Source organism: Sphingomonas sp., from assembly GCF_036731925.1.
Lineage (GTDB): Bacteria > Pseudomonadota > Alphaproteobacteria > Sphingomonadales > Sphingomonadaceae > Sphingomonas.
The window spans coordinates 1,047,136-1,067,295 of record NZ_DAINDJ010000002.1 but is presented as its reverse complement, the minus strand read 5'-3'; the positions used below and the strand labels follow the sequence as shown (position 1 = coordinate 1,067,295).

18 protein-coding genes are annotated in these 20,160 nt (G+C 67.1%); 9 read left to right on the top strand and 9 right to left on the bottom strand.

Going from position 1 to position 20,160, the window contains the following annotated elements:
- Window positions 1-21: 21 nt before the first annotated feature.
- Window positions 22-4,542 (top strand): glutamate synthase large subunit, encoded by a 4,521-nt coding sequence (gene gltB / locus V7E00_RS14515; RefSeq protein ID WP_333573337.1) that lies wholly within the window; start codon window positions 22-24, stop codon window positions 4,540-4,542.
- 3 nt (window positions 4,543-4,545) lie between these two features.
- On the opposite strand, the gene V7E00_RS14510 is transcribed toward gltB, so the two are convergent.
- Together V7E00_RS14510 and V7E00_RS14505 are read right to left on the bottom strand one after the other, a co-directional pair.
- On the bottom strand, window positions 4,546-4,941 hold the full coding sequence (locus tag V7E00_RS14510; RefSeq protein ID WP_333573336.1) for a type II toxin-antitoxin system VapC family toxin: 396 nt from the start codon (window positions 4,939-4,941) through the stop codon (window positions 4,546-4,548).
- Entirely contained in the window at window positions 4,938-5,183 is a 246-nt protein-coding gene (locus V7E00_RS14505) for a type II toxin-antitoxin system VapB family antitoxin (RefSeq protein WP_333573335.1), read from the bottom strand. The genes V7E00_RS14510 and V7E00_RS14505 overlap by 4 nt, the downstream gene beginning before the upstream one ends.
- A gap of 99 nt (window positions 5,184-5,282) precedes the next feature.
- Here V7E00_RS14505 and V7E00_RS14500 point away from each other — a divergent pair, with 99 nt between their 5' ends.
- Both V7E00_RS14500 and V7E00_RS14495 read left to right on the top strand, forming a co-directional pair.
- Complete coding sequence (locus tag V7E00_RS14500; RefSeq protein ID WP_333573334.1) at window positions 5,283-5,954, top strand: glutathione S-transferase family protein; 672 nt, start codon at window positions 5,283-5,285, stop codon at window positions 5,952-5,954.
- Window positions 5,955-6,009: 55 nt separating this feature from the next.
- Entirely contained in the window at window positions 6,010-6,624 is a 615-nt protein-coding gene (locus V7E00_RS14495; RefSeq protein WP_333573333.1) for a YbhB/YbcL family Raf kinase inhibitor-like protein, read from the top strand.
- Between the two features lie 17 nt (window positions 6,625-6,641).
- Here the strand turns inward: V7E00_RS14495 and V7E00_RS14490 are convergent, their stop codons facing one another.
- From V7E00_RS14490 to V7E00_RS14470, 5 genes are all read right to left on the bottom strand, one after another.
- Complete coding sequence (locus V7E00_RS14490) at window positions 6,642-7,499, bottom strand: SDR family oxidoreductase (protein ID WP_333573332.1); 858 nt, start codon at window positions 7,497-7,499, stop codon at window positions 6,642-6,644.
- A gap of 96 nt (window positions 7,500-7,595) precedes the next feature.
- Complete coding sequence (locus tag V7E00_RS14485; RefSeq protein ID WP_333573331.1) at window positions 7,596-7,724, bottom strand: hypothetical protein; 129 nt, start codon at window positions 7,722-7,724, stop codon at window positions 7,596-7,598.
- A 270-nt stretch (window positions 7,725-7,994) separates the two neighbouring features.
- Window positions 7,995-9,056 (bottom strand): GGDEF domain-containing protein, encoded by a 1,062-nt coding sequence (locus tag V7E00_RS14480; protein WP_333573330.1) that lies wholly within the window; start codon window positions 9,054-9,056, stop codon window positions 7,995-7,997.
- A 256-nt stretch (window positions 9,057-9,312) separates the two neighbouring features.
- Window positions 9,313-9,864, bottom strand: coding sequence for a peroxiredoxin (locus tag V7E00_RS14475; protein WP_333573329.1), 552 nt, complete (start codon window positions 9,862-9,864; stop codon window positions 9,313-9,315).
- 54 nt (window positions 9,865-9,918) lie between these two features.
- Window positions 9,919-10,980 (bottom strand): phospholipase A, encoded by a 1,062-nt coding sequence (locus V7E00_RS14470; protein WP_333573328.1) that lies wholly within the window; start codon window positions 10,978-10,980, stop codon window positions 9,919-9,921.
- A gap of 70 nt (window positions 10,981-11,050) precedes the next feature.
- Here V7E00_RS14470 and hisN point away from each other — a divergent pair, with 70 nt between their 5' ends.
- Entirely contained in the window at window positions 11,051-11,833 is a 783-nt protein-coding gene (hisN, locus tag V7E00_RS14465; RefSeq protein WP_333573327.1) for a histidinol-phosphatase, read from the top strand.
- Window positions 11,834-11,840: 7 nt separating this feature from the next.
- Here the strand turns inward: hisN and V7E00_RS14460 are convergent, their stop codons facing one another.
- Both V7E00_RS14460 and V7E00_RS14455 read right to left on the bottom strand, forming a co-directional pair.
- Window positions 11,841-12,956 (bottom strand): acetylxylan esterase, encoded by a 1,116-nt coding sequence (locus tag V7E00_RS14460; protein ID WP_333573326.1) that lies wholly within the window; start codon window positions 12,954-12,956, stop codon window positions 11,841-11,843.
- A 43-nt stretch (window positions 12,957-12,999) separates the two neighbouring features.
- Window positions 13,000-15,132, bottom strand: a complete 2,133-nt coding sequence (locus V7E00_RS14455) for an AsmA family protein (protein WP_333573325.1) — start codon at window positions 15,130-15,132, stop codon at window positions 13,000-13,002.
- Between the two features lie 152 nt (window positions 15,133-15,284).
- On the opposite strand from V7E00_RS14455, the gene rpmI reads away from it, so the two are divergent.
- From rpmI to pheT, 5 genes are all read left to right on the top strand, one after another.
- Window positions 15,285-15,488, top strand: coding sequence for a 50S ribosomal protein L35 (rpmI, locus tag V7E00_RS14450; protein WP_010543145.1), 204 nt, complete (start codon window positions 15,285-15,287; stop codon window positions 15,486-15,488).
- A gap of 14 nt (window positions 15,489-15,502) precedes the next feature.
- Window positions 15,503-15,868, top strand: a complete 366-nt coding sequence (gene rplT / locus V7E00_RS14445) for a 50S ribosomal protein L20 (protein ID WP_010543146.1) — start codon at window positions 15,503-15,505, stop codon at window positions 15,866-15,868.
- A gap of 90 nt (window positions 15,869-15,958) precedes the next feature.
- Complete coding sequence (locus V7E00_RS14440) at window positions 15,959-16,576, top strand: LysE family translocator (RefSeq protein WP_443019201.1); 618 nt, start codon at window positions 15,959-15,961, stop codon at window positions 16,574-16,576.
- A 71-nt stretch (window positions 16,577-16,647) separates the two neighbouring features.
- Window positions 16,648-17,739, top strand: a complete 1,092-nt coding sequence (pheS, locus tag V7E00_RS14435) for a phenylalanine--tRNA ligase subunit alpha (RefSeq protein ID WP_333573323.1) — start codon at window positions 16,648-16,650, stop codon at window positions 17,737-17,739.
- Window positions 17,736-20,159 (top strand): phenylalanine--tRNA ligase subunit beta, encoded by a 2,424-nt coding sequence (gene pheT, locus V7E00_RS14430; RefSeq protein WP_333573322.1) that lies wholly within the window; start codon window positions 17,736-17,738, stop codon window positions 20,157-20,159. Before pheS ends, pheT begins: the two co-directional genes overlap by 4 nt.
- The last annotated feature ends 1 nt before the right edge of the window (window position 20,160 follow it).

The following is a 20,160-nucleotide window of genomic DNA, read 5'->3' as shown; positions in this document are numbered from 1 at the left end:
GAACGAAGATCGAGGAAGACCATGGACGACATCAAGCTGGCCGCCGAGCGCGAACGCCTCGCCCGCGAGGGCATGTACCGCCCCGAATATGAAGGCGATGCCTGCGGCGTGGGGCTCGTCGCCGCGACCGATGGCCAGTCGTCGCGCCGGGTCGTCCAGTCGGCGATCGATGCGCTGAAGGCGGTGTGGCACCGCGGCGCGGTGGATGCGGACGGCAAGACCGGCGACGGCGCCGGCCTGCATGTCGATCTCCCCTTGCGCTTCTTCGACGAGCAGATCGTCGGCAGCGGCCACCGCGTGCTGCCGAACCGCCTCGCCGTCGGCATGATCTTCCTGCCGCGCACCGACCTCGGCGCGCAGGAAACCTGCCGGACCATCGTCGAGAGCGAGATCATCGAGGCGGGCTACACCATCTATGGCTGGCGCCAGGTGCCGGTCGACGTCTCCGTCATCGGCATGAAGGCGCAGGCGACGCGCCCCGAGATCGAGCAGATCATGATCGCCGGTCCCGAGCCCGAGGCGATGGACGCCGCCGAGTTCGAACGGCAGCTGTACCTGATCCGCCGCCGCATCGAAAAGCGGGTGATCGCGGCGCAGGTGGGCGGATTCTACATCTGCTCGCTGTCGTGCCGCTCGATCATCTACAAGGGGCTGTTCCTCGCGGAGTCGCTGTCCGACTTCTATCCGGACCTCAAGGATTCGCGCTTCGAGAGCCGCGTCGCGATCTTCCATCAGCGCTATTCCACCAATACCTTCCCGCAATGGTGGCTGGCGCAGCCGTTCCGCTGCCTGGCGCATAACGGTGAGATCAACACGATCCGCGGCAACCAAAACTGGATGCGCAGCCACGAGATCAAGATGGCGAGCATCGCGTTCGGCGAGCAGAGCGAGGACATCAAGCCGGTGATCCCGGCCGGCGCATCGGACACGGCGGCGCTGGATGCGGTGTTCGAGGCGATCTGCCGCTCGGGCCGCGACGCGCCGACCGCCAAGCTGATGCTGGTCCCCGAGGCCTGGCAGCAGGACGAGGATACGCCGCCCGCGCACGCGGCGATGTACCAGTATCTCGCCTCCGTCATGGAGCCGTGGGACGGCCCCGCGGCACTGGCGATGACGGACGGCCGCTGGGCGGTTGCCGGCATGGACCGCAATGCGCTGCGTCCCTTGCGCTACACCCAGACTTCGGACGGCCTGCTGATCGTCGGCTCGGAAACCGGCATGGTGCCGGTGCCGGAGGCGAATGTCGTTGCCAAGGGCCGGCTCGGGCCGGGCGAGATGATCGCGGTCGACCTGGACGAAGGCAAGCTGCTCCACGATCGCGCGATCAAGGACCAGATCGCCGGGGAGGCGGATTATGCCTCGATGGTGCAGGGCTTCCTGTCGATCGACGACCTGCCCGCAGCACCCGCCGAGACCTATTACGACCGCGCCGAGCTGTCGCGCCGTCAGGTTGCCGCCGGGCAGACGCTGGAGGACATGGAGCTGATCCTCGCGCCGATGGTCGAAACCTCGAAGGAGGCGATCGGCTCGATGGGCGACGACACGCCGCTGGCGGTGATCTCGTACAAGTCGCGGCTGATCAGCCAGTTCTTCCGCCAGAACTTCAGCCAGGTGACCAACCCGCCGATCGATCCGCTGCGCGAGCGCTATGTGATGTCGCTCAAGACGCGCTTCGGCAACCTCGCCAACATCCTCGATACCGAAGGCGCGGGCAGCCCGGTGCTGGTGCTCGACAGCCCGGTGCTGACCAATGCCGACTGGCACCGGCTGCGCGCGCATTTCGGCGCCAACGCGGCCGAAATCGACTGCACCTTCGCGGCGGACGGCGATCCGGAGTCGCTCAAGCTCGCGATCAAGCGCATCCGCCACGAGGCGGAGCAGGCGGTCCGCGCCGGCTGCACCGAACTGTTCCTCACCGACGAGCATAGCGGCCCCGACAAGGCCGCCATCGCCGGCGTGCTGGCGGCAGCGGCGGTGCACACGCACCTCGTGCGGCGAGGCCTGCGCTCCTATGCCAGCGTCAACGTCCGCACCGCCGAGTGCCTCGATACGCATTATTATGCGGTGCTGATCGGCGTCGGCGCGACGACGGTGAACGCCTATCTGGCCGAAGCCGCGATCGCCGACCGCCACGCGCGCGGCCTGTTCGGCGACATCAGCCTCGCCGACTGCCTCAAGCGCCACCGCAAGGCGATCGACGAGGGGCTGCTCAAGATCCTGTCGAAGATGGGCATCGCGGTGATCAGCTCCTATCGCGGCGGCTATAATTTCGAGGCGGTGGGTCTCAGCCGGGCGCTGGTGAACGATCTGTTCCCCGGCATGCCGGCCAAGATCTCGGGCGAAGGCTATGCCTCGCTCCACCTCTCGGCGATGATGCGGCACGAGGCGGCCTATGATGCGGGCGTGGCGACGCTGCCGGTCGGCGGCTTCTATCGTCAGCGCGCGGGCGGCGAGGCGCATGCCTATTCGGCGCAGCTGATGCACCAGCTGCAGACCGCGGTCTCGAACGACAGCTATTCGAGCTACCTCGCCTTCTCGCGCGGGGTGCGCGATCTGCCGCCGGTTTATCTGCGCGATCTGCTCGAGTTCAACTTCCCCGAAACCGGCGTGCCGATCGATCAGGTCGAGGCGATCACCGAAATCCGCAAGCGCTTCGTGACGCCGGGCATGTCGCTCGGCGCGCTCAGCCCGGAGGCGCACGAGACGCTGGCGATCGCGATGAACCGGATCGGCGCACGTGCCGTGTCCGGCGAAGGCGGCGAGGATTCGGCGCGCTACAAGCCCTATGAGAATGGCGACAACGCCAACTCCTCGATCAAGCAGGTCGCCTCGGGCCGCTTCGGCGTGACCGCGGAATATCTCAACGCCTGCGACGAGATCGAGATCAAGGTGGCGCAGGGTGCCAAGCCCGGCGAGGGCGGGCAGCTGCCCGGCTTCAAGGTGACCGAGTTCATCGCCAGGCTGCGCCATGCGACGCCGGGCGTGACGCTGATCTCGCCGCCGCCGCACCACGACATCTATTCGATCGAGGATCTGGCGCAGCTGATCTACGATCTGAAGCAGATCAATCCGCGCGCGCGGGTGTGCGTGAAGCTGGTCAGTTCGGCTGGCATCGGCACCGTCGCGGCGGGCGTGGCGAAGGCCCATGCGGACGTGATCCTCGTCGCCGGGCATAATGGCGGCACCGGCGCCTCGCCGTTCACCTCGATCAAGTACGCCGGCACGCCCTGGGAAATGGGCCTGTCCGAGGTGAACCAGACACTGACGCTCAACGGCCTGCGCGGCCGCATCAAGCTGCGCACCGATGGCGGGCTCAAGACCGGGCGGGACATCGTCATCGCCGCGATTCTGGGGGCCGAGGAATTCGGCATCGGTACGCTCAGCCTGGTGGCGATGGGCTGCATCATGGTCCGCCAGTGCCATTCGAACACCTGCCCGGTGGGCGTCTGCACCCAGGACGAGAAGCTGCGCGCCAAGTTCGTCGGCACGCCGGAAAAGGTCATCAACCTGATGACCTTCATCGCCGAGGAAGTGCGCGAGATCCTCGCCAAGCTCGGCTTCAAGAGCCTGGACGAAGTGATCGGCCGCACCGAACTGCTCCGCCAGGTCAGCCGCGGCGCCGAGCATCTCGACGATCTCGACCTCAATCCGATCCTCGCCAAGGTGGATGCGGACGATGCCGAGCGCCGGTTCAGTCTCAGCACCTTCCGCAACGACGTGCCGGACAGCCTCGACGCGCAGATGATCAAGGATGCCGCTCCGGTGTTCGCGCGCGGCGAGAAGATGCAGCTCACCTATTCGGTGCGGAATACCCACCGCGCGGTGGGCACGCGGCTCTCGTCCGAGGTGACCAACCGGTTCGGCATGTCGGCGCTGCAGGATGGGCACGTCCATGTCCGGCTGCGCGGCTCGGCCGGCCAGTCGCTCGGCGCGTTCCTGTGCAAGGGGATTACGCTGGAGGTTTTCGGCGACGCGAACGACTATGTCGGCAAGGGGCTTTCGGGCGGCGTGATCGTGGTGCGGCCGCTGGTCAGCTCGCCGATCGAATCGTGGAACAACACGATCATCGGCAACACCGTGCTCTACGGCGCGACCTCGGGCCGGCTGTTCGCCGCCGGTCAGGCGGGCGAGCGCTTCGCGGTGCGCAACTCGGGTGCCGATGTGGTGGTCGAAGGCTGCGGCGCGAATGGCTGCGAATACATGACCGGCGGCACCGCGGTGGTGCTGGGCCGCGTCGGCATGAACTTCGGCGCGGGCATGACCGGCGGCATGGCGTTCGTGTATGACGTGGACGGCAGCTTCGAACGCCACGCCAATCCGGAGAACATCACTTGGGCCCGGCTCGCCTCCAGCCATTGGGAAGCCAAGCTCCGCGCGCTGGTGGAGGCGCATGCCGAGGAGACCGACAGCAAATGGTCGAAGGGCCTGCTCGAGGACTGGGACCGCGAAGTGGGCAAGTTTTGGCAGGTGGTGCCGAAGGAAATGCTCACCCGCCTGCCGCATCCGCTCAACGACACCGTCGAGGCGGTGGCAGCGGAGTAACGCTCAATCGAGGGCGACGACGACGTCGGTTTGGCGGAAGTCGTCGCCCTTGAAGAGCAGCGGGCAGTCCGCAAGCGCGGCGACCGCATAGGCCATGCAGTCGCCGTAGTTCAGGCGCGCGGGGTGGCGGCCCTTGCCGAAGCGGTCAAACGCGTCGGCGGCGACCTGCAGGTGGTCCTCGCCGAACGGGACGATCACGAACGGCGGCTTGGCGATCAGTGCCGAGCCAGCATCCGCGGCGTTGCGGGTCGATTGCCCGAGCACGACCATGCGAAACTCCAGCGCCGTCGGTGCGCCGATCAGCACCGTGTCGTTCTCGTCCAGTAGCGCCGCGATCCGGTCCGCTTCGGGCTCACCGAAGAGCAGGGCGACCAGTGCCGAGGTGTCGATCGCGATCACTGCGGCAAGCCGTGCTCGTCATACCCCAGAATGTCATCGGCGCCGCGATCGTTGCGCGGCTCACCGGCCGCGACTGCCTGCGCACGCTTGAGCCGATCGACAAAGCTGTCCGTGCTCGTGCGATCACGATCCATCGCCTCGCGCACCGCCATACGGACCGCGGTGGTATAGCTAACCCCCTTTGCGCGGGCATAGCGGCGGACCAGCCGGTCGGTTTCTTCGTCCTTGATGCTGAGCGCCATGGTGCGGCTCCGTTCTAGAATGCTGCTAGAAATATAGAAACGCGGGCGTCGGCACAACGGCTCTTCCCCGTCCCATTTCCGCTGCTTATGGCTTTCCCCATGTGGCAGCTCCTTCAATTCCCGCTCTGTCCCTTCTCGCGCAAGGTCCGGCTCCTGCTCGGCGAGAAGGGCATCGCCTATGAGCCGGTGCGCGAATCGCCCTGGCTGCGGCGCGACGAGTTTCTCGATCTCAATCCCACCGGCCAGACGCCGGTGATGATCGATGCCGAGCGCCATGTGACGCTGATCGACTCCACCGTGATCTGCGAGTTCTTCGAGGAGACGGCGACCAAGAACGCGCTGCTCAACGGCTCGGCGGTGGATCGCGCCGAGATCCGCCGGCTGGTGGTGTGGTTCGACAATAATTTCTACAGCGACATCACCGCGCCGCTGCTCCACGAGCGGATGATCAAGCGGATCGTCTATCGCCAGCCGCCCGACGCCAAGGTGCTGCGCGACGCGATGAAGGCCGCGGTCGGCCATCTCGATTATATCGACTATCTGCTCGATCACCGCACCTGGCTGGCAGGGGCCACGATGAGCCTTGCCGACATCACCGCAGCGGCGCAGATTTCGGTCGCCGATTATCTGGGCGGGATCGACTGGAAGAGCCATGAGCTCGCCAAGCGCTGGTATATCGGGATGAAGAGCCGCCCGAGCTTCCGCCAGCTGCTCGCCGAGCGGATGGAGGGAATCACGCCGCCGGCCGATTACGAGAAGCTGGACCTCTGATCGCGGGATAATCGCGGGGTCAGGCGCGTTTGGCTGCCAAACGGGAGAGACCGCGATGCTCGAACACATACCGCACTGGCTGGGAAGCGCGCTGAAGGGCCTGCGCGCCGGCGCCAACAAGCTGGCGATCGTCCAGCCGGAACTCGGCAGTTTCGAGGTGCTGCACCTCGCCAGCCCCGCCTTTGCCAATGGCGGGCGATTGCCGGAGCGGTTCACCGCCGACGGCGAGGGGGTTTCTCCGCCCCTGTTCTGGACGGGCGTGCCCGAGGGCACCGAATGCCTGGCACTGATCGTCGAGGATCCCGATGCGCCTGCCCCGCAGCCGCTGGTGCACGCGGTTATCTGGGGCCTTCCCATGGACGGCGACCTTAAGGAAGGCGCCATCCGCGCCGACGGCGCCGGCGATGCTGCCGGCAAGGACGTCGGCCGCAACAGCTTTCTCGGCGAAGGCTGGCTCCCGCCTGACCCGCCGACCGGCCATGGCCCGCACAACTACGCCTTCCAGCTCTTTGCTCTCGGCGGCGGCTGTGAGATCGGCGAGAATCCCGGCCGCAGCGCGCTGGTAAAGGCGATGGCGGGGCATGTGCTCGCCGCGGGCCTGCTCACGGGCGTCTATTCGCGCGGCGAGGAGGCTCCGACCGGGCTGGTGGGCGAAACCGCGCCGGTGTGAGACCGGCGCGGGGGCGTTCAGCCGTTGACGACAGTGCCGCCGTTCGGGTGCAGCACCTGGCCGGACATGTAGCTGGAGTCCTCGCAGGCGAGGAACAGGAAGGCGGGCGCGACTTCGTTGGGCTGGCCCGGCCGGCCCATCGGCACACTCTCGCCGAAGTGCTCGAGCTTTTCCGGGCTCGCGCCGCCGCTGGGGTTGAGCGGTGTCCAGATCGGGCCCGGCGCCACGGCATTCACCCGAATGCCCTTCTCGATCAGGTTCATCGACAGGCTGCGGGTGAAGGCGGTGATCGCGCCCTTGGTGGAGCTATAGTCCAGCAGCTCGGGCTCGCCCTGGTACATCGTCACCGAGGTGCAGTTCACGATCGCGGCGCCTTCCTCAAGGTGCGGCGAGGCTGCCTGCACCATGAAGAACATCCCGAAGATGTTGGTCTGGAAGGTTCGGCGGAGCTGCTGCTCGGTGATGTCGGTGATGTCCTTGTCGGGGTGCTGCTCGCCGGCATTGTTGACAAGGATATCGATGCGGCCGAACTCGGCGATTACCTTCTGGACGGCTTCCTCGCAAAACGCCTTTTCACCGACATCGCCGGGAATCGTGATCGCGCGACGGCCTTCGGCGCGGACTGCCTCGGCGGTATCCTCGGCATCCTGATGTTCGTTCAGATAGACGATCGCGACATCGGCGCCTTCGCGAGCATAGAGCGCGGCGACCGCGCGGCCGATGCCGCTATCGGCACCGGTGACGATGGCGACCTTGTCCTTAAGTCGATCCGATCCGCGATACCGCGGCTGCCACTCGGGCTTGGGATCGAGGGAGCGCTCCTCGCCGGGGAGCGCATCCTCGTGAACGCGGTCAATGGTGTGTTGGTCAGACATCGGCACGGCTCCGAAAGCGGTGGGAGGGGTGCCGAACAAGCGGGCGTACCCGCGGTAAGTTCCTGAAGATCGGGGCCGTCGGAGCGGCCTTCGGGGTCAGCCGAAAAAGCTGGAACCCTGCAGGCCGCTGCCGAGGATCATCACGTTGGTGATGCCGAACGACGCGATGCCGATGAGGACGCTGCGAAACATGCTGATCTTCTCCTGCTCTGCGAGAGGGTTCATGCGACCGGGATCACCGGGGTGGAGAACAGGACCAGCGCAGCGGTGAGCAGGACGGCGGCGCTGACGGCAACGGTCTGATGCAGCGAAGCGAGACGAGCGGTCATGGTAGTTACTCCCTGATAAGTCGGCTGGCGGACCATCCGGCGGCCGATGCCAACTACTTTGCAGGGAGCGTGCCAAAACGCTAAGTGACTGTAATCACTAGAACTGGCGAACACTCAATTCAGCGATACGGTGTTAAGCGCCACAAAGGGTGGCGCAGTTTGCTACTCAGCGGCAAAAATCGCTATAGCTTGCGCTGCCAGTCTTGACCTGATTGCGGCCTTGGTTCTTCGCCAGATACAGGAGGCGATCGGCACGATGGAAAGCGGTCTGGTGCATCTCGCCGGCCTCGACCGGGGTGAGGCCCGCCGAAAAGGTGATCTCGCCGAGCGGTGCATCATTGTCGCGCAGCTTGTACCGCTTGGTCTGCACCGTGCCGCGAGCATGTTCGAGTACCGCATGCGCCCTGTCGAGCGGCACGTTGGTGAACAGGATCGCGAACTCCTCGCCGCCATAGCGCGTGACGAGATGGCCGCGGCAGCACTGGCTCAGCGCATCGGCGATTACCCGCAGCACGCGATCGCCCACCGCATGGCCGAAGCGATCGTTGACCGACTTGAAATGATCAATGTCGCACACCGCGATGCACATCTGGCCGCCCGCCGCTTCCTGTGCCGCGAAGGCTTCCTCGAACGCACGGCGATTGGGCAGCTGCGTCAGCGGATCGCGTCGGGCATTGTCGCGTGCCTCCTCCAGCTTCTCGCGCAGCTCGTTGGCTTCGCGGGTAGCGGACTCCAGCTTGTCCTCGGCAACGCGAATGCGATCGAGCATCGCCGCGGTGATCCGAACCACATCGTCGACTGCCTGGGGGGCGTCGTCGCCGGTCGAGATCGCTTCGGCGCTCGCGACCAGGTCGCGGCCGAAGTCGGCAGTCTCGGCACGCATAGCCGTCACCATATCGGCAAAGCCTTCGACCTGCATCTGGGTACGGGCGACCAACCCCTCGGTATGCGCCTTCAACTCGGCAGGCGACGGTTCCCGGCCCTCGGGCGCATGATCCTCGGTAAGCGTCTGGATGTCGCGCGGCGTGATCCGTACGCCGCGTTCGGTGATCAGCTCCACGGCGCGGGCGAGCGTGTCGTCGGGTTCGGTGAACAGCCGGTGGACGAAGGCATAGTTGGTCGGCGTCGGCGCAAGCCGTTGATCGACGAGAAACGCACCGATCCGCTCGAAGAGCGCGCGGCCTTCCTCTCCCTCTGCATCTGAACGAACGGCACGCGCGATGCGCATACGCTCCTAACCCCCGTGCAAATCACGGCATGACGGCCGCTATATGGCCCAGAAGCAATAAGCGGAGAGTGCTAATATCTGGTTGCTGATCAGTTTATCCTGAACAGCGCACCGAGGGGCGTTGGCAAGCATCAGTGCACATTATAGCCGAAACTCAACATGTTGAGATCGGCTCCGGCGGATATGCACCGATCCGGAGGATTAATGCCTCCGGATCGGCGCCACGTCTGCCGGTCACTGGCCGGCTCGATTCGGGTCAGCTGCGGTGAGTCGCGCGGTACTTCTGTACCGCAGCGAGCGTGAGTCGGATGTGATCGGCCGGGTTCGAATCCGAATGCACGAACAGCACCTTGCCGTCGGGTGCGATCACATAGCTGGTGCGGCTGGTGAACTTGGCGACGGTGCCGTCGGGCTTCTTGGGCGCGACGTCATAGCCCTGCGCCACCTCGGGCGAGGCGGCGGCGACGGCGAACTTGCCCGCGCAATACTGGCTGCTGAACTGCTCCAGCTGATCGACATTGCCGGCGGTCATGCCGATCACGGTCGCGCCGGCCTTGGTGAAGTCGGGCAGGGCTTCGGCGAAGGCATGGGCCTCGGCATTGCAGCCGGAAGTGAACGCCGCCGGGAAGAAATAGAGGACGACCGGACCCTTCTTCAGTGCAGCCTTCAGGTCGACGGTGATCGGCTTGCCGGCCACCGCGCCCTTGGCGGTGAACAGCGGCACCTTTGCACCGGGGGTGAGCGCCGCATCGGCCGGCATCATTGCGAACGGCAGGGCAAGGGCGGCAAGGGCGAGCTTCAGGCGCATATCGATCTCCCTGATCTGGTTGGTGTCGTTTCTACGTCAGTGTTCGTGCGGCGACTAGCGGGTGAAGGCGATGCCGATCCGCGCGTGCGTGTCGTTGACGTTGTACCGGTCTAGCGCCTCGCCATAGCCGGTGAATGCCTGTCCGAAGAGGTAGATGCCGAACCCGCCGCCCAGCCGCCGCAGGGGATAGGAGACGAACGCCTCGCCCGCGCCGCGCCCGGTCTTCACACTGCCGCGCGCGCTGAGCGCCAGCTTGATACCGTCCTTCTGCTGGATCGATGCGGCGAGACCGGTATAGCCGAAATAATCCTTCATGTCGTGGAAGGTGCCGCTGTTGCCGACATAGAGCCAGGCCTGCGGCGCGACATCGAGCCGCCAGTCGCTGCCCAGGTCGAACGTCTTCTCGCCGCGCACGAAGATGCGGTTGATATCCACCGAGTCGGTAATGCCGCGGCCGTTCGAATCGTGCCGCCAGCCGAGCGCTACCCGCGTCGTCGCATCCACCGGCACATCCGCATAGAGTTCGGGGCTGTAGTTGGTGGAGCGGAACGGGCCGGAGGGTTCGTTCAGCGCCCAGAACATCGTCTGCGTATAGGCGAAGCGCAGGTTGCCGAGCTGGAGCGGCGCATCCTCGGCAAAGGGGCGGAAGGCGAAGCTGACCTGCAGCTTCCCGCCGGCGTCGTCTAGGCCGAAGGCGCCATAGATGGGCTCGTGCGGCTCGAACCGGGCGAGCACACCGGCGGAGCTGCCGGTCGCGCTCTGTACCACCGTCTCCTGCTCGGGGATCTCGGCCGGCAGATGCTGCGCGGCAGGAGGCACGGCGAGCCCGGCCACGCCCACCGGCACGTAGCGTGCCTTGGCGAATGCGTGGGGGGCGATGGTCGGCGTCGGGCCCGGCGTGCGCTCCAGCATCAGCCGTGTGCCGTCGGTAGCGGTCACTTCGATCTGGCGCGGGCCCGCATCGGCGAGCGGGGCGTCGGTTTCGTTGACGAGGAACACTTCGACGCCGCGTAGCGCCGCCTGTTCGGAGGCCGGCTGTGCCGGCACTGCACGCACCTGCGCCAGCGCGGGGGCTGCAACGAACAACGGGCCGGACACGAGAAGAGCGGCGATCACACGCATAATCCGCGAAGTGACAGGCGTTTGTGACCTTGGCGAGTCAAATTCCGCCCGGTAGGGCAGGGGCATGGCCGTTTCCGAAACCGACATCGCGCTTGCCGCCCGCCTCGCCGACGCCGCCGGCGCTGCGATCCGCCCCTATTTCCGCGCCGAACACGGCGTCGAGGCGAAGGAGGACCAGTCGCCGGTCACCCTTGCGGATCGCGCCGGCGAGGAGGCGATGCGCAAGCTGCTGATCGCCGAGCGGCCGATGGACGGCATTATTGGCGAGGAATTCGGCGTCCGCGAAGGCACCAGCGGGCGGCAATGGGTGCTCGACCCGATCGACGGCACGCGCGCCTTCATCGCCGGGCGCCCGGTGTTCGGGACCCTCATCGCACTGGTCGACAATGGCTGGCCGGTGCTGGGCGTGATCGACCAGCCGATCATCGGCGAGCGCTGGCTGGGCGTGACCGGCCGCAAGACGCTGTTCAACGGCAAACCCGCCAGCACCCGCATCTGCCGCGAGTTGAACCAGGCGATTCTCGGCACGACCTCGCCGGCGCTGTTCGACGACGGCCAGCTTCACGCCTTCGAGCATCTCGATGCCCAGGTGATGAGCACGGTGCTGGGCGGCGACTGCTACAATTACGGCTGCGTGGCGAGCGGCTGGCTCGACATCGTAGTCGAGGCGGGCCTCAAGCTGCACGACTTCGCCGCGTTGGTGCCGGTGATCGAGGGCGCGGGCGGGCGGATGTGCGACTGGCAGGGCGATCCGCTCCATGCCGGCAGCAACGGCGAGGTGATCGCCGCGGGCGATCCGGCGCGGATCGACGACATTCTCGAAGCGATGGACTGCCGGGGGCATTGAGCCGGGCCTAGCGCTCGTCCCAGAACCCCGGATGCGCGTCGATCGCGCGGACCAGCCAGTCGGCGATCCGGCGCTGTTCCTCCAGCCCGTAATGGCCATGGCAGGCGGTGGCGCGGAAATCGCCGGCGGGGAAGGGCAGGAACAGAACGTCGCGGGCGCCCGCGGCCCGCGCGGCGCCGCTGATCTGCGTCTCGGCCGAGCGTAGCATCGCGGCCTGCTCCGGCGGTGCGCCGCTGGTGTCGAACCACCAGAGGAGGAAGGCGGCGCGCGGATAGCGGCCATGCAGCCCGGCGAGGAACGCGCCGTAACGCCTGGCATAGTCGGTGGCGAGCGCTTCCAGCGTGGGCCAGCGCGCATCGGGGCGGAAGCCTACAAAATCGGCCTGCAGCTTCAGCATCACGATTTGCGGCCGCCAGGCGGGATCCTCGAACGGTGCCGGTTCGGCGGGCAGGCGCCGCGGCCATAGCTGCTCCATCGTACCTTGTGGCGCGGTGCCGCCGAAATTGCGGATCAGCCCCCGGCCGGATACCGCGTTCACCTGATAGTCGGCCCCGAAATGCTGCGCAGCAAGTGCTGCGAAGGCGTCGGGTGTGTCGGTGGTGGCGCGCACCTGTTCGGGCGTGCAATCGCGCCGGTCGGCGCGCGCGCCATAGCCGGTCATCGAGGAATCGCCGATGAATTCGATCTGGCGCCGCCGCGGCGGCGGGGCGGGCAGCGCATTGCCTGCGTCGACGAACATGCCATCGAAGCGTGCCGGGGCGGCGCTTTCGGTGACCTTGTCGAGGCGGATGCGGTGGCTGCCGCGGCCAAGGCCGTCGATCGTCACATCGGCGCGGCCGGGGCGGTCGATCGACAGGGGCGGCCCGCCGTCCACGCTGGCCCGCCATTCGTTGATCGCGTCCTCGAAGCGGAACGTGACGCGATCGCCTCGGAACGCGGACTCGAAATAGATGCCGGGCCATTGGTGCCGGAAGCCGCCAGCGACGCGCGCCACCCGCCCGCCGACATGCACCGCCAGGGCCGTTCCCGCCGCGGCAGAGGGCGCGGCGAGCGTCACGCGCTGCTCCGATGGAGCATCGGCTCCCATCGCCAGCGCAGCGGACAGGATCAGGAAGCGCAGCATCGGCGGGGATCCTGCGCCTGCCCTCGGGGCTTGCGCAAGCGGATCAGAAGATGCCGAGAAACTTCTTGCGCTGCCTTTTCTCTTCGCCGGCGCTGGCCTTGCCGCTTTCGGACTTGGCGGTCGTACCGCGGCCGACATCGTCGCGCGGGCGGCCCTTCGCGTCGCGCTGGCTGGCAGCAGTGGCGCCGGAAAGCACCGGACCGCAATCGGCGGCCTTGGCGTCGCCGAAATCCACGAAGGCGAGCACCGCTGCGAGCGGCGACGCGGCGATGCCCAGCCCCAGCCCGGTGCCGGCGCGGCCGACCAGCTCGGGGCTGATCACGCTGATCGCCGGTTTCGCGAAGTATCCGCCGATCCCTACCGGCGATTGGCCGGAGAACAGGCTGAACCGCTTGGAATCGGCGCGGAAGGCAAGGTCGACCGTCTCGTTCTTGAAGCTGAACCCGCCGCGGCCGAGCATCACATTTTTCTGCGTGTCGATCAGGATCGGGTCGGCTGCCGCCACGCCGTCGCGCACGGTGAAGCCGATCAGGCCGCAATTGATCTGCACCGGCTCCTTCAGCTTCTTCTCAAACATTTTCTGGACGAAGGTGCCGATGTCGAACTCGGCGAGCTCGGTGTTGCGCGTCCAGAAATCGCCCTTGGGCAGGATCACGGCGATGCGGCCGTTCGCGCTGCCAAGCGAATCGCGCACGCTGTTGCCGCTGCCGTTCATTTGGATGCGCGCCTTGAGCATGCCGGTGGTGCCTGATTGCTCGGCACCGAAACCGGCGAGCAGCACCCCCATCGGCGTTGGCGAAAGGCGGATGTCGTAGGTGGTGAACACCGGCGATTTCCGGGCATTGATGCTGATGTCCGAGGTGACGGTGCCGCGGGCGAGGCTGAAGTTGAGCGGGCTCAGCTTGAGCAGCCGGTTGTTCAGGTCGAGGCCCAGTTCGATATTCGACACCGGCAGGTTCGGCGCGCGAACGGTGCGCACCTGCCAATGGACCCGGGCGTCGAAATTCTTGAGCGCGTCGATCCGGAGCGGTGCGTCCGGCAGCAGCCGCGGGGTTCCAGAGACCTGCGTTACCGCCGCCTGCGCACCCTGGGCGGCAAGCGCGTTGGGGTTGTAGCCGATAAAGGGGCCGGCATCGACGATGTCGAGGACATGGGTGAACAGGTCCGCCGTCACCAGCATCCGCGGCTGGCGCAGCGCGACGGTGAACTTGCCGGCAAGGTCGCTGTCGCCGAAGCGGCTTTTCATCCCGGTGAATCGCCACTCGTCTCCCTGTTTGGTGACGACCGAGGTCAGGCGATAGGTGCGGGTATCCGGCACGGCGATCCCGGCGAGCAGGAACACGTCGGCCAGGTTCTGCCCGCGCAGGTCCATATGGAGCTTGGCACCTTCCAGCACCGTCGCGCCGGGCAGGGTGCCCGCAATGTCGACCTGGCTACGCACCCCCTCGGCATGGAGGCGCAGGCGATTCTCGCCGCCGGCCAGCGTCTTGTTGGAGGAGAGCAGCGCCCCCGCCAGCGTGAAGCGGGCACCGCGCGCAGTGCCGTTGCCGTCGAAGCGGATCGTGTCTGCGAAGCGATTGTCCTCCGCTGCCACCGTGTCGACGCGAATCGCTGCGTCGAGCTGGTGGCGCGGATCGAGATAGCGGATCTGCGTGCCGGCGATTCGGGCGCGCTGGATCAGCGGCATCTGCAGCGGTTTCCCGCCGCCGTTGCCGAAGGTCCATGTATTCTGCTTGCCGTCGCGATCCCATTGCAGATCGATTCGCCCGTCGGTGAGACCGAGCCACTGGAATCGCTTCTGGTCCGCGAGCAGCGACAGGGTGGCGACCCGCGCGTCGATTCGCGCGGCGCTGAAGAAGGGGCTGGTGCCCGCCCAGTCCGGGTTCTCGACGCTCAGCCCTTCGGCCACGAACTTCAGGTTGAACGGCGCGAAATAGAGCTGGAAATCGCCCGCGACGCGTACCTTGCGGTCGGCGCTGCTGCTCGCGATCGATTCGAACGTGCCCTTGAGAAACCGCCCCTTGGTGACGAACAGCACCGCCCAGGCGAGCACCATCAGGCCGATCAGGCTGGTGGCGACGGCGATCGTCGCGGCAAGCGGGGTGCCCATGGCGCGGGCCGGCCGGGGCGGCGGCGCCTGCTCGGCAGCGATTGCGGGGGCATCCAGATCGGCCATTGTCCTCAAAATCCCTTGCGCTCCCGCGGTTCCCCGGTGGTTGCATATCGCCGAGCCTTCCGCTAAGGGCCCCGCTTTCCGCGATCGAGGGACCGTCCGGCTAATAGGGCTGCCGCGGCTGTCTGCAATCGTCGAACCAAAAGGAGACGAAAATGCCCAAGCTCAAGACCAAGAGCGGTGTGAAGAAGCGCTTCAAGTTCACCGCCACGGGCAAGGTGAAGCACGGCGTCGCCGGCAAGCGCCACCGCCTGATTTCGCACAATTCGAAGTATATCCGTACCAACCGCGGCACCAGCGTGCTGGCCGACGCCGACGTGGCACACGTCAAGGCGTGGGCGCCGTACGGCCTGAAGTAAGGGAGTCCTGAAAAATGGCACGAGTGAAGCGTGGTACGACCACCAAGGCGAAGCATAAGCGGATTTTGGATCAGGCGAAGGGCTATTATGGCCGTCGCAAGAACACCATCCGCATCGCGCGCCAGGCCGTCGAAAAGGCCGGCCAGTACGCCTATCGCGACCGCAAGGTAAAGAAGCGCAGCTTCCGCGCCCTGTGGATCCAGCGCATCAACGCCGGCGTTCGCGCCGAAGGCCTGACCTATTCGCAGTTCATGCACGGCCTCAAGCTGGCCGGTATCGAACTCGACCGGAAGGTCCTGGCCGACATCGCGATGCACGAAGGTGAGGCCTTTACCGCCATCATCGCGCAGGCGAAGGCGGCACTGCCCCAGGCCGCCTGAGCGGACCTGCGCGCAAGCTGAACAAGGGGCGTCGAGGCTGCGGCTTCGGCGCCCTTTTTCATTCCAACCGGGAGGGACGATCCCGTGGCGATGAAGACCTGGTGGCTCTACGTCACCGCCGTGTTTTTCGTGTCGATGACGCCGGGGCCGAACATGCTCCACGTGATGGTGCAGAGCATCCGCGAGGGCGCACGCAGCGTGCTGCCGACCACCGCAGGGCTGATGAGCGCGAATATGTTCTGCCTGATCGCCTCGGCGGCGGGGCTGGGGGCGCTGCTCAAGGCGTCGCCCGGGCTGTACGACGTGCTGCGCTATGCGGGTGTCGCCTACCTCGTATGGCTGGGCATCAAGGCGTCGCGCGCCCCGGTGGCGGAGGCGCATGCCGATGCACCGGTACCGGTGCGCCAGTCGGTGCGGGCGCGGTATCTCACCGGGCTCGGTACGGGGCTGTCCAACCCCAAGCTGATCGTCTTCGCCGCGGCGCTGTTCCCGCAGTTCCTCGACGTGAGCCGGCCCTTCCTGCCGCAGCTGGCGATCCTGATTGCCACCTTTGCGGTGATCGAGGCTTTCTGGTTCTCGGTCTATGCGCTGGGCGGCCGCTCGCTCGCGGCATGGCTGGCACCGGCGGCGCGGCAGCGGATGTTCAACCGGGTGACCGGCGGCGTGTTCGTGGCGTTCGGCGCCGCGCTGCTCGGCAGCCGGGTGTAGCGGACCCTCAAACGCCTTGACCTAGGGGCCCGTCTGGGGTTCCAGCCATCTCGCACAGTGAACGGAAAACGATGACCACCGATCTCGATACCCTGCGCGGCGAGCTGCTTGCCGCGATTGACGCCGCCACCGCGCTCGATGCGCTGGAGGCGGTGCGCGTCCAGGCGCTCGGCAAGCAGGGCGCGATCACCGGCCTGCTCAAGACGCTCGGCAAGCTCACCCCCGAAGAGCGCCAGGAACAGGGGCCCCGGATCCACAGCCTGCGCGAAGCCGTCACCGAGGCGCTTGCGAGCCGAAAGGCCGCGATGGAACAGGCCGCGCTCGACGCCCGCCTCGCCAGCGAGACGGTGGACATGACGCTGCCAGTCGACGGCGTCGCCCCCGGCTCGGTCCACCCGGTCAGCCAGGTGATGGACGAACTGGCCGAGATCTTCGCCGATCTCGGCTTCGCGGTCGCCACCGGCCCCGAGGTCGAGGACGACTGGCACAATTTCACCGCGCTCAACATTCCGGAGACGCATCCGGCGCGCGCGATGCACGATACCTTCTATATCGCCGGCGAGCACGAACGGCCGATGGTGCTGCGCACGCACACCAGCCCCGTGCAGATCCGTACGATGACCAGCAGCAAGCCCCCCATCCGCATCATCGCGCCGGGCCGCGTCTATCGTTCGGATTCGGACGCGACGCACACGCCGATGTTCCACCAGATCGAAGGCCTGGTGATCGACAAGGGCATCACGCTCGGTCACCTCAAATGGACGCTGGAGACCTTCCTCAAGGCCTTCTTCGAGCGCGACGACATCGTGCTGCGCCTGCGCCCCAGCTATTTCCCCTTCACCGAGCCTTCGGCCGAGGTCGATGTCGGCTTCACCTGGAAGGACGGCAAGCGCGTGATCGGCGGCAGCGGCGACGCGCCCGGCGGCGGCTGGATGGAAGTGCTGGGCAGCGGCATGGTGCACCGGCGGGTGATCGAGGCCTGCGGGCTCGATCCGGAGGAATGGCAGGGCTTCGCCTTCGGCACCGGCGTAGACCGGCTGGCGATGCTCAAATATGGGATGGACGACTTGCGCCCCTTCTTCGACGGCGATTTGCGCTGGCTCAAGCATTACGGCTTCTCGGCCCTCGACGTGCCCACGCTGAGCGGGGGAGTCGGCGCATGAAGTTCACCCTGAGCTGGCTCAAGGAGCATCTGGAAACCGAGGCCTCGCTGACCGAGATCCTCGAGGCGCTGACCCGTGTCGGCCTCGAAGTCGAGGGCGTCGAGAACCCCGCCGAGCGGCTGACCGGATTCCGCGTTGCCCGCGTGCTGACCGCCGAGCGTCACCCCCAGGCCGACAAGCTGCAGGTCCTCAGCGTCGACTTCGGCGAAGGCCCGCTGCAGGTGGTGTGCGGCGCGCCGAACGCGCGCGCGGGCCTCGTTGGCGTGCTCGGCCTGCCCGGTGCGGTGGTGCCGGCGAACGGCATGACGCTGAAGCTCTCCGCCATTCGCGGCGTCGAGTCGAACGGCATGATGTGCTCGACGCGCGAGCTGGAGCTCGGTGAGGATCATGACGGCATCATCGAACTGCCCGAGGACGCGCCGATCGGCACGGCGTTCGCGGACTATGCCGGTCTCGACGATCCGGTGATCGACGTTTCGATCACGCCGAACCGGCAGGACTGCATGGGCGTGCGCGGCATCGCGCGCGACCTCGCTGCGGCGGGGATGGGCACGCTCAAGCCGCTCGATGCGGTGGTCGCGGACCTGCCGACGATCACGCCGCAGGGGGCGGGTCCGGACGTGCGTACCGACGATGCGGCGGGCTGCCCGGCCTTCTACGGCCAGATCGTGCGCGGCGTGAAGAACGGCCCGTCGCCGGACTGGCTGCAGCAGCGCCTCAAGGCGGTGGGGCAGAAGCCCATCTCCGCACTCGTCGACATCACCAACTTCGTGATGTTCGGGCTCGGCCGTCCGCTCCATGCGTACGACATGGCGAAGCTTTCGGGCGGGCTGGTCGCGCGCAAGGCGCAGGACGGCGAGACCGTGCTGGCGCTGAATGGCAAGAGCTACACGCTGACGGATGCGATGACCGTGATCGCCGACGATTCGGCGGTGCACGACATCGGCGGCATCATGGGTGGCGAGCATTCCGGCTGTTCCGACGAAACCACCGATGTGCTGATCGAATGCGCCTATTTCGATCCCGAGCATATCGCCCGCACCGGGCAGAAGCTGCTGCTGACCAGCGACGCGCGCACCCGCTTCGAGCGCGGCGTCGATCCGGCGTTCCTCGACGAGGGGCTGGCGATCGCCACCCGGCTGGTGCTGGCGCTGTGCGGCGGCACCCCCAGCGACGTCACTCGCAGCGGCACGCCGCCCAAGGTGGGCGCGGTGGTCGGCTATGATCCTGCGCTCGCCGAAACGCTCGGCGGCCTCGCCGTGCCGGCCGATCAGCAGGTCGAGATTCTGGAGAGCCTCGGCTTCGTCGTCCAGCCGCTCGACGGCAATGGCGATCCGGTGGACCTGGGCGGCGACTTCGAGGCGTTCCGCGTCACCGCGCCGAGCTGGCGCCGCGACGTCGACGGCCCGGCGGACATCGTCGAGGAAGTGATCCGCATCGCCGGCATCGACAACGTGCCCTCGGTTCCGCTCCCGCGCACCCCCGGTGTCGCGACGCCCACCGCCACGCCCGAGCAGAAGCTCGAGCGCCGGATGCGCCGTACCGCCGCCGCGCGCGGGCTGAACGAGGCGATCACCTGGAGCTTCCTGCCCGAAGCGCAGGCGGCCGTGTTCGGCGGCGGCGCCTGGACGCTCGCCAACCCGATCAGCGAGGACATGAAGGTCATGCGCCCCTCGCTGCTGCCCGGCCTGCTCGCCGCGGCGGAGCGCAACCTCAAGCGCGGCGCCACCAGCGTCCGCCTGTTCGAGGTCGGCCGCCGCTATCTGGCGGACAAGGAGCGACTGACGCTCGGCGTGGTGCTGGCGGGATCGAAGGCGGCGCGCGGCTGGCAGGCCGGCAAGGCCCAGCCGTTCGACGCGTTCGACGCCAAGGCAGAGGCGCTGGCGCTCCTGGAGGCCGCAGGGGCCCCGGTCGCCAACCTGCAGGTGATGGGGGAGGCGGGTGCCGCCTACCATCCCGGCCAGTCGGCGACGCTGCGGCTGGGGCCGAAGAACGTGCTGGCCAGCTTCGGCATGGTGCACCCTTCCGTCCTCAAGGCGTTCGACCTCGACGGCGCGGTGGCTGCGGTGGAGATCCACCTTGACGCGCTGCCCGCGAAGAAGGCGACCGGCTTCACCCGTCCGGCCTTCACGCCGCCGGCGCTGCAGGCGGTGACGCGCGACTTCGCCTTCCTGGTGCCGACCGCGCTTGCGGCAGGCGATCTCGTCCGCACCGTGAAGGGCGCGGACAAGGGCATTATCGTCGACGCGCGGCTGTTCGACCTGTTCACCGGCCAAGGCGTGCCGGAGGGGCAGAAGAGCCTCGCGGTTGAAGTTACGCTGCAACCGGGCGAAAAGAGCTTCACCGACGCGGACCTGAAGGCCGTGGCCGACAAGGTCGTCGCGGCGGCGGCGAAGCTGGGCGCAACCTTGCGAGGATGAT

Coding starts and splice junctions, on each gene's coding strand:
- V7E00_RS14460 (WP_333573326.1), bottom strand. CDS start 12,956: ATGCTGCGCTTCCTGATCCTGTCCGCTGCGCTGGCGATGGGAGCCGAT.
- V7E00_RS14475 (WP_333573329.1), bottom strand. CDS start 9,864: ATGCGCCTGAAGCTCGCCCTTGCCGCCCTTGCCCTGCCGTTCGCAATG.
- V7E00_RS14490 (WP_333573332.1), bottom strand. CDS start 7,499: ATGTCTGACCAACACACCATTGACCGCGTTCACGAGGATGCGCTCCCC.
- V7E00_RS14455 (WP_333573325.1), bottom strand. CDS start 15,132: ATGGCCGATCTGGATGCCCCCGCAATCGCTGCCGAGCAGGCGCCGCCG.
- V7E00_RS14480 (WP_333573330.1), bottom strand. CDS start 9,056: ATGCGCATCGCGCGTGCCGTTCGTTCAGATGCAGAGGGAGAGGAAGGC.
- V7E00_RS14500 (WP_333573334.1), top strand. CDS start 5,283: ATGTGGCAGCTCCTTCAATTCCCGCTCTGTCCCTTCTCGCGCAAGGTC.
- pheT (WP_333573322.1), top strand. CDS start 17,736: ATGAAGTTCACCCTGAGCTGGCTCAAGGAGCATCTGGAAACCGAGGCC.
- rplT (WP_010543146.1), top strand. CDS start 15,503: ATGGCACGAGTGAAGCGTGGTACGACCACCAAGGCGAAGCATAAGCGG.
- V7E00_RS14495 (WP_333573333.1), top strand. CDS start 6,010: ATGCTCGAACACATACCGCACTGGCTGGGAAGCGCGCTGAAGGGCCTG.
- gltB (WP_333573337.1), top strand. CDS start 22: ATGGACGACATCAAGCTGGCCGCCGAGCGCGAACGCCTCGCCCGCGAG.
- V7E00_RS14485 (WP_333573331.1), bottom strand. CDS start 7,724: ATGAACCCTCTCGCAGAGCAGGAGAAGATCAGCATGTTTCGCAGCGTC.
- V7E00_RS14440 (WP_443019201.1), top strand. CDS start 15,959: ATGAAGACCTGGTGGCTCTACGTCACCGCCGTGTTTTTCGTGTCGATG.
- hisN (WP_333573327.1), top strand. CDS start 11,051: ATGGCCGTTTCCGAAACCGACATCGCGCTTGCCGCCCGCCTCGCCGAC.
- rpmI (WP_010543145.1), top strand. CDS start 15,285: ATGCCCAAGCTCAAGACCAAGAGCGGTGTGAAGAAGCGCTTCAAGTTC.
- V7E00_RS14505 (WP_333573335.1), bottom strand. CDS start 5,183: ATGGCGCTCAGCATCAAGGACGAAGAAACCGACCGGCTGGTCCGCCGC.
- pheS (WP_333573323.1), top strand. CDS start 16,648: ATGACCACCGATCTCGATACCCTGCGCGGCGAGCTGCTTGCCGCGATT.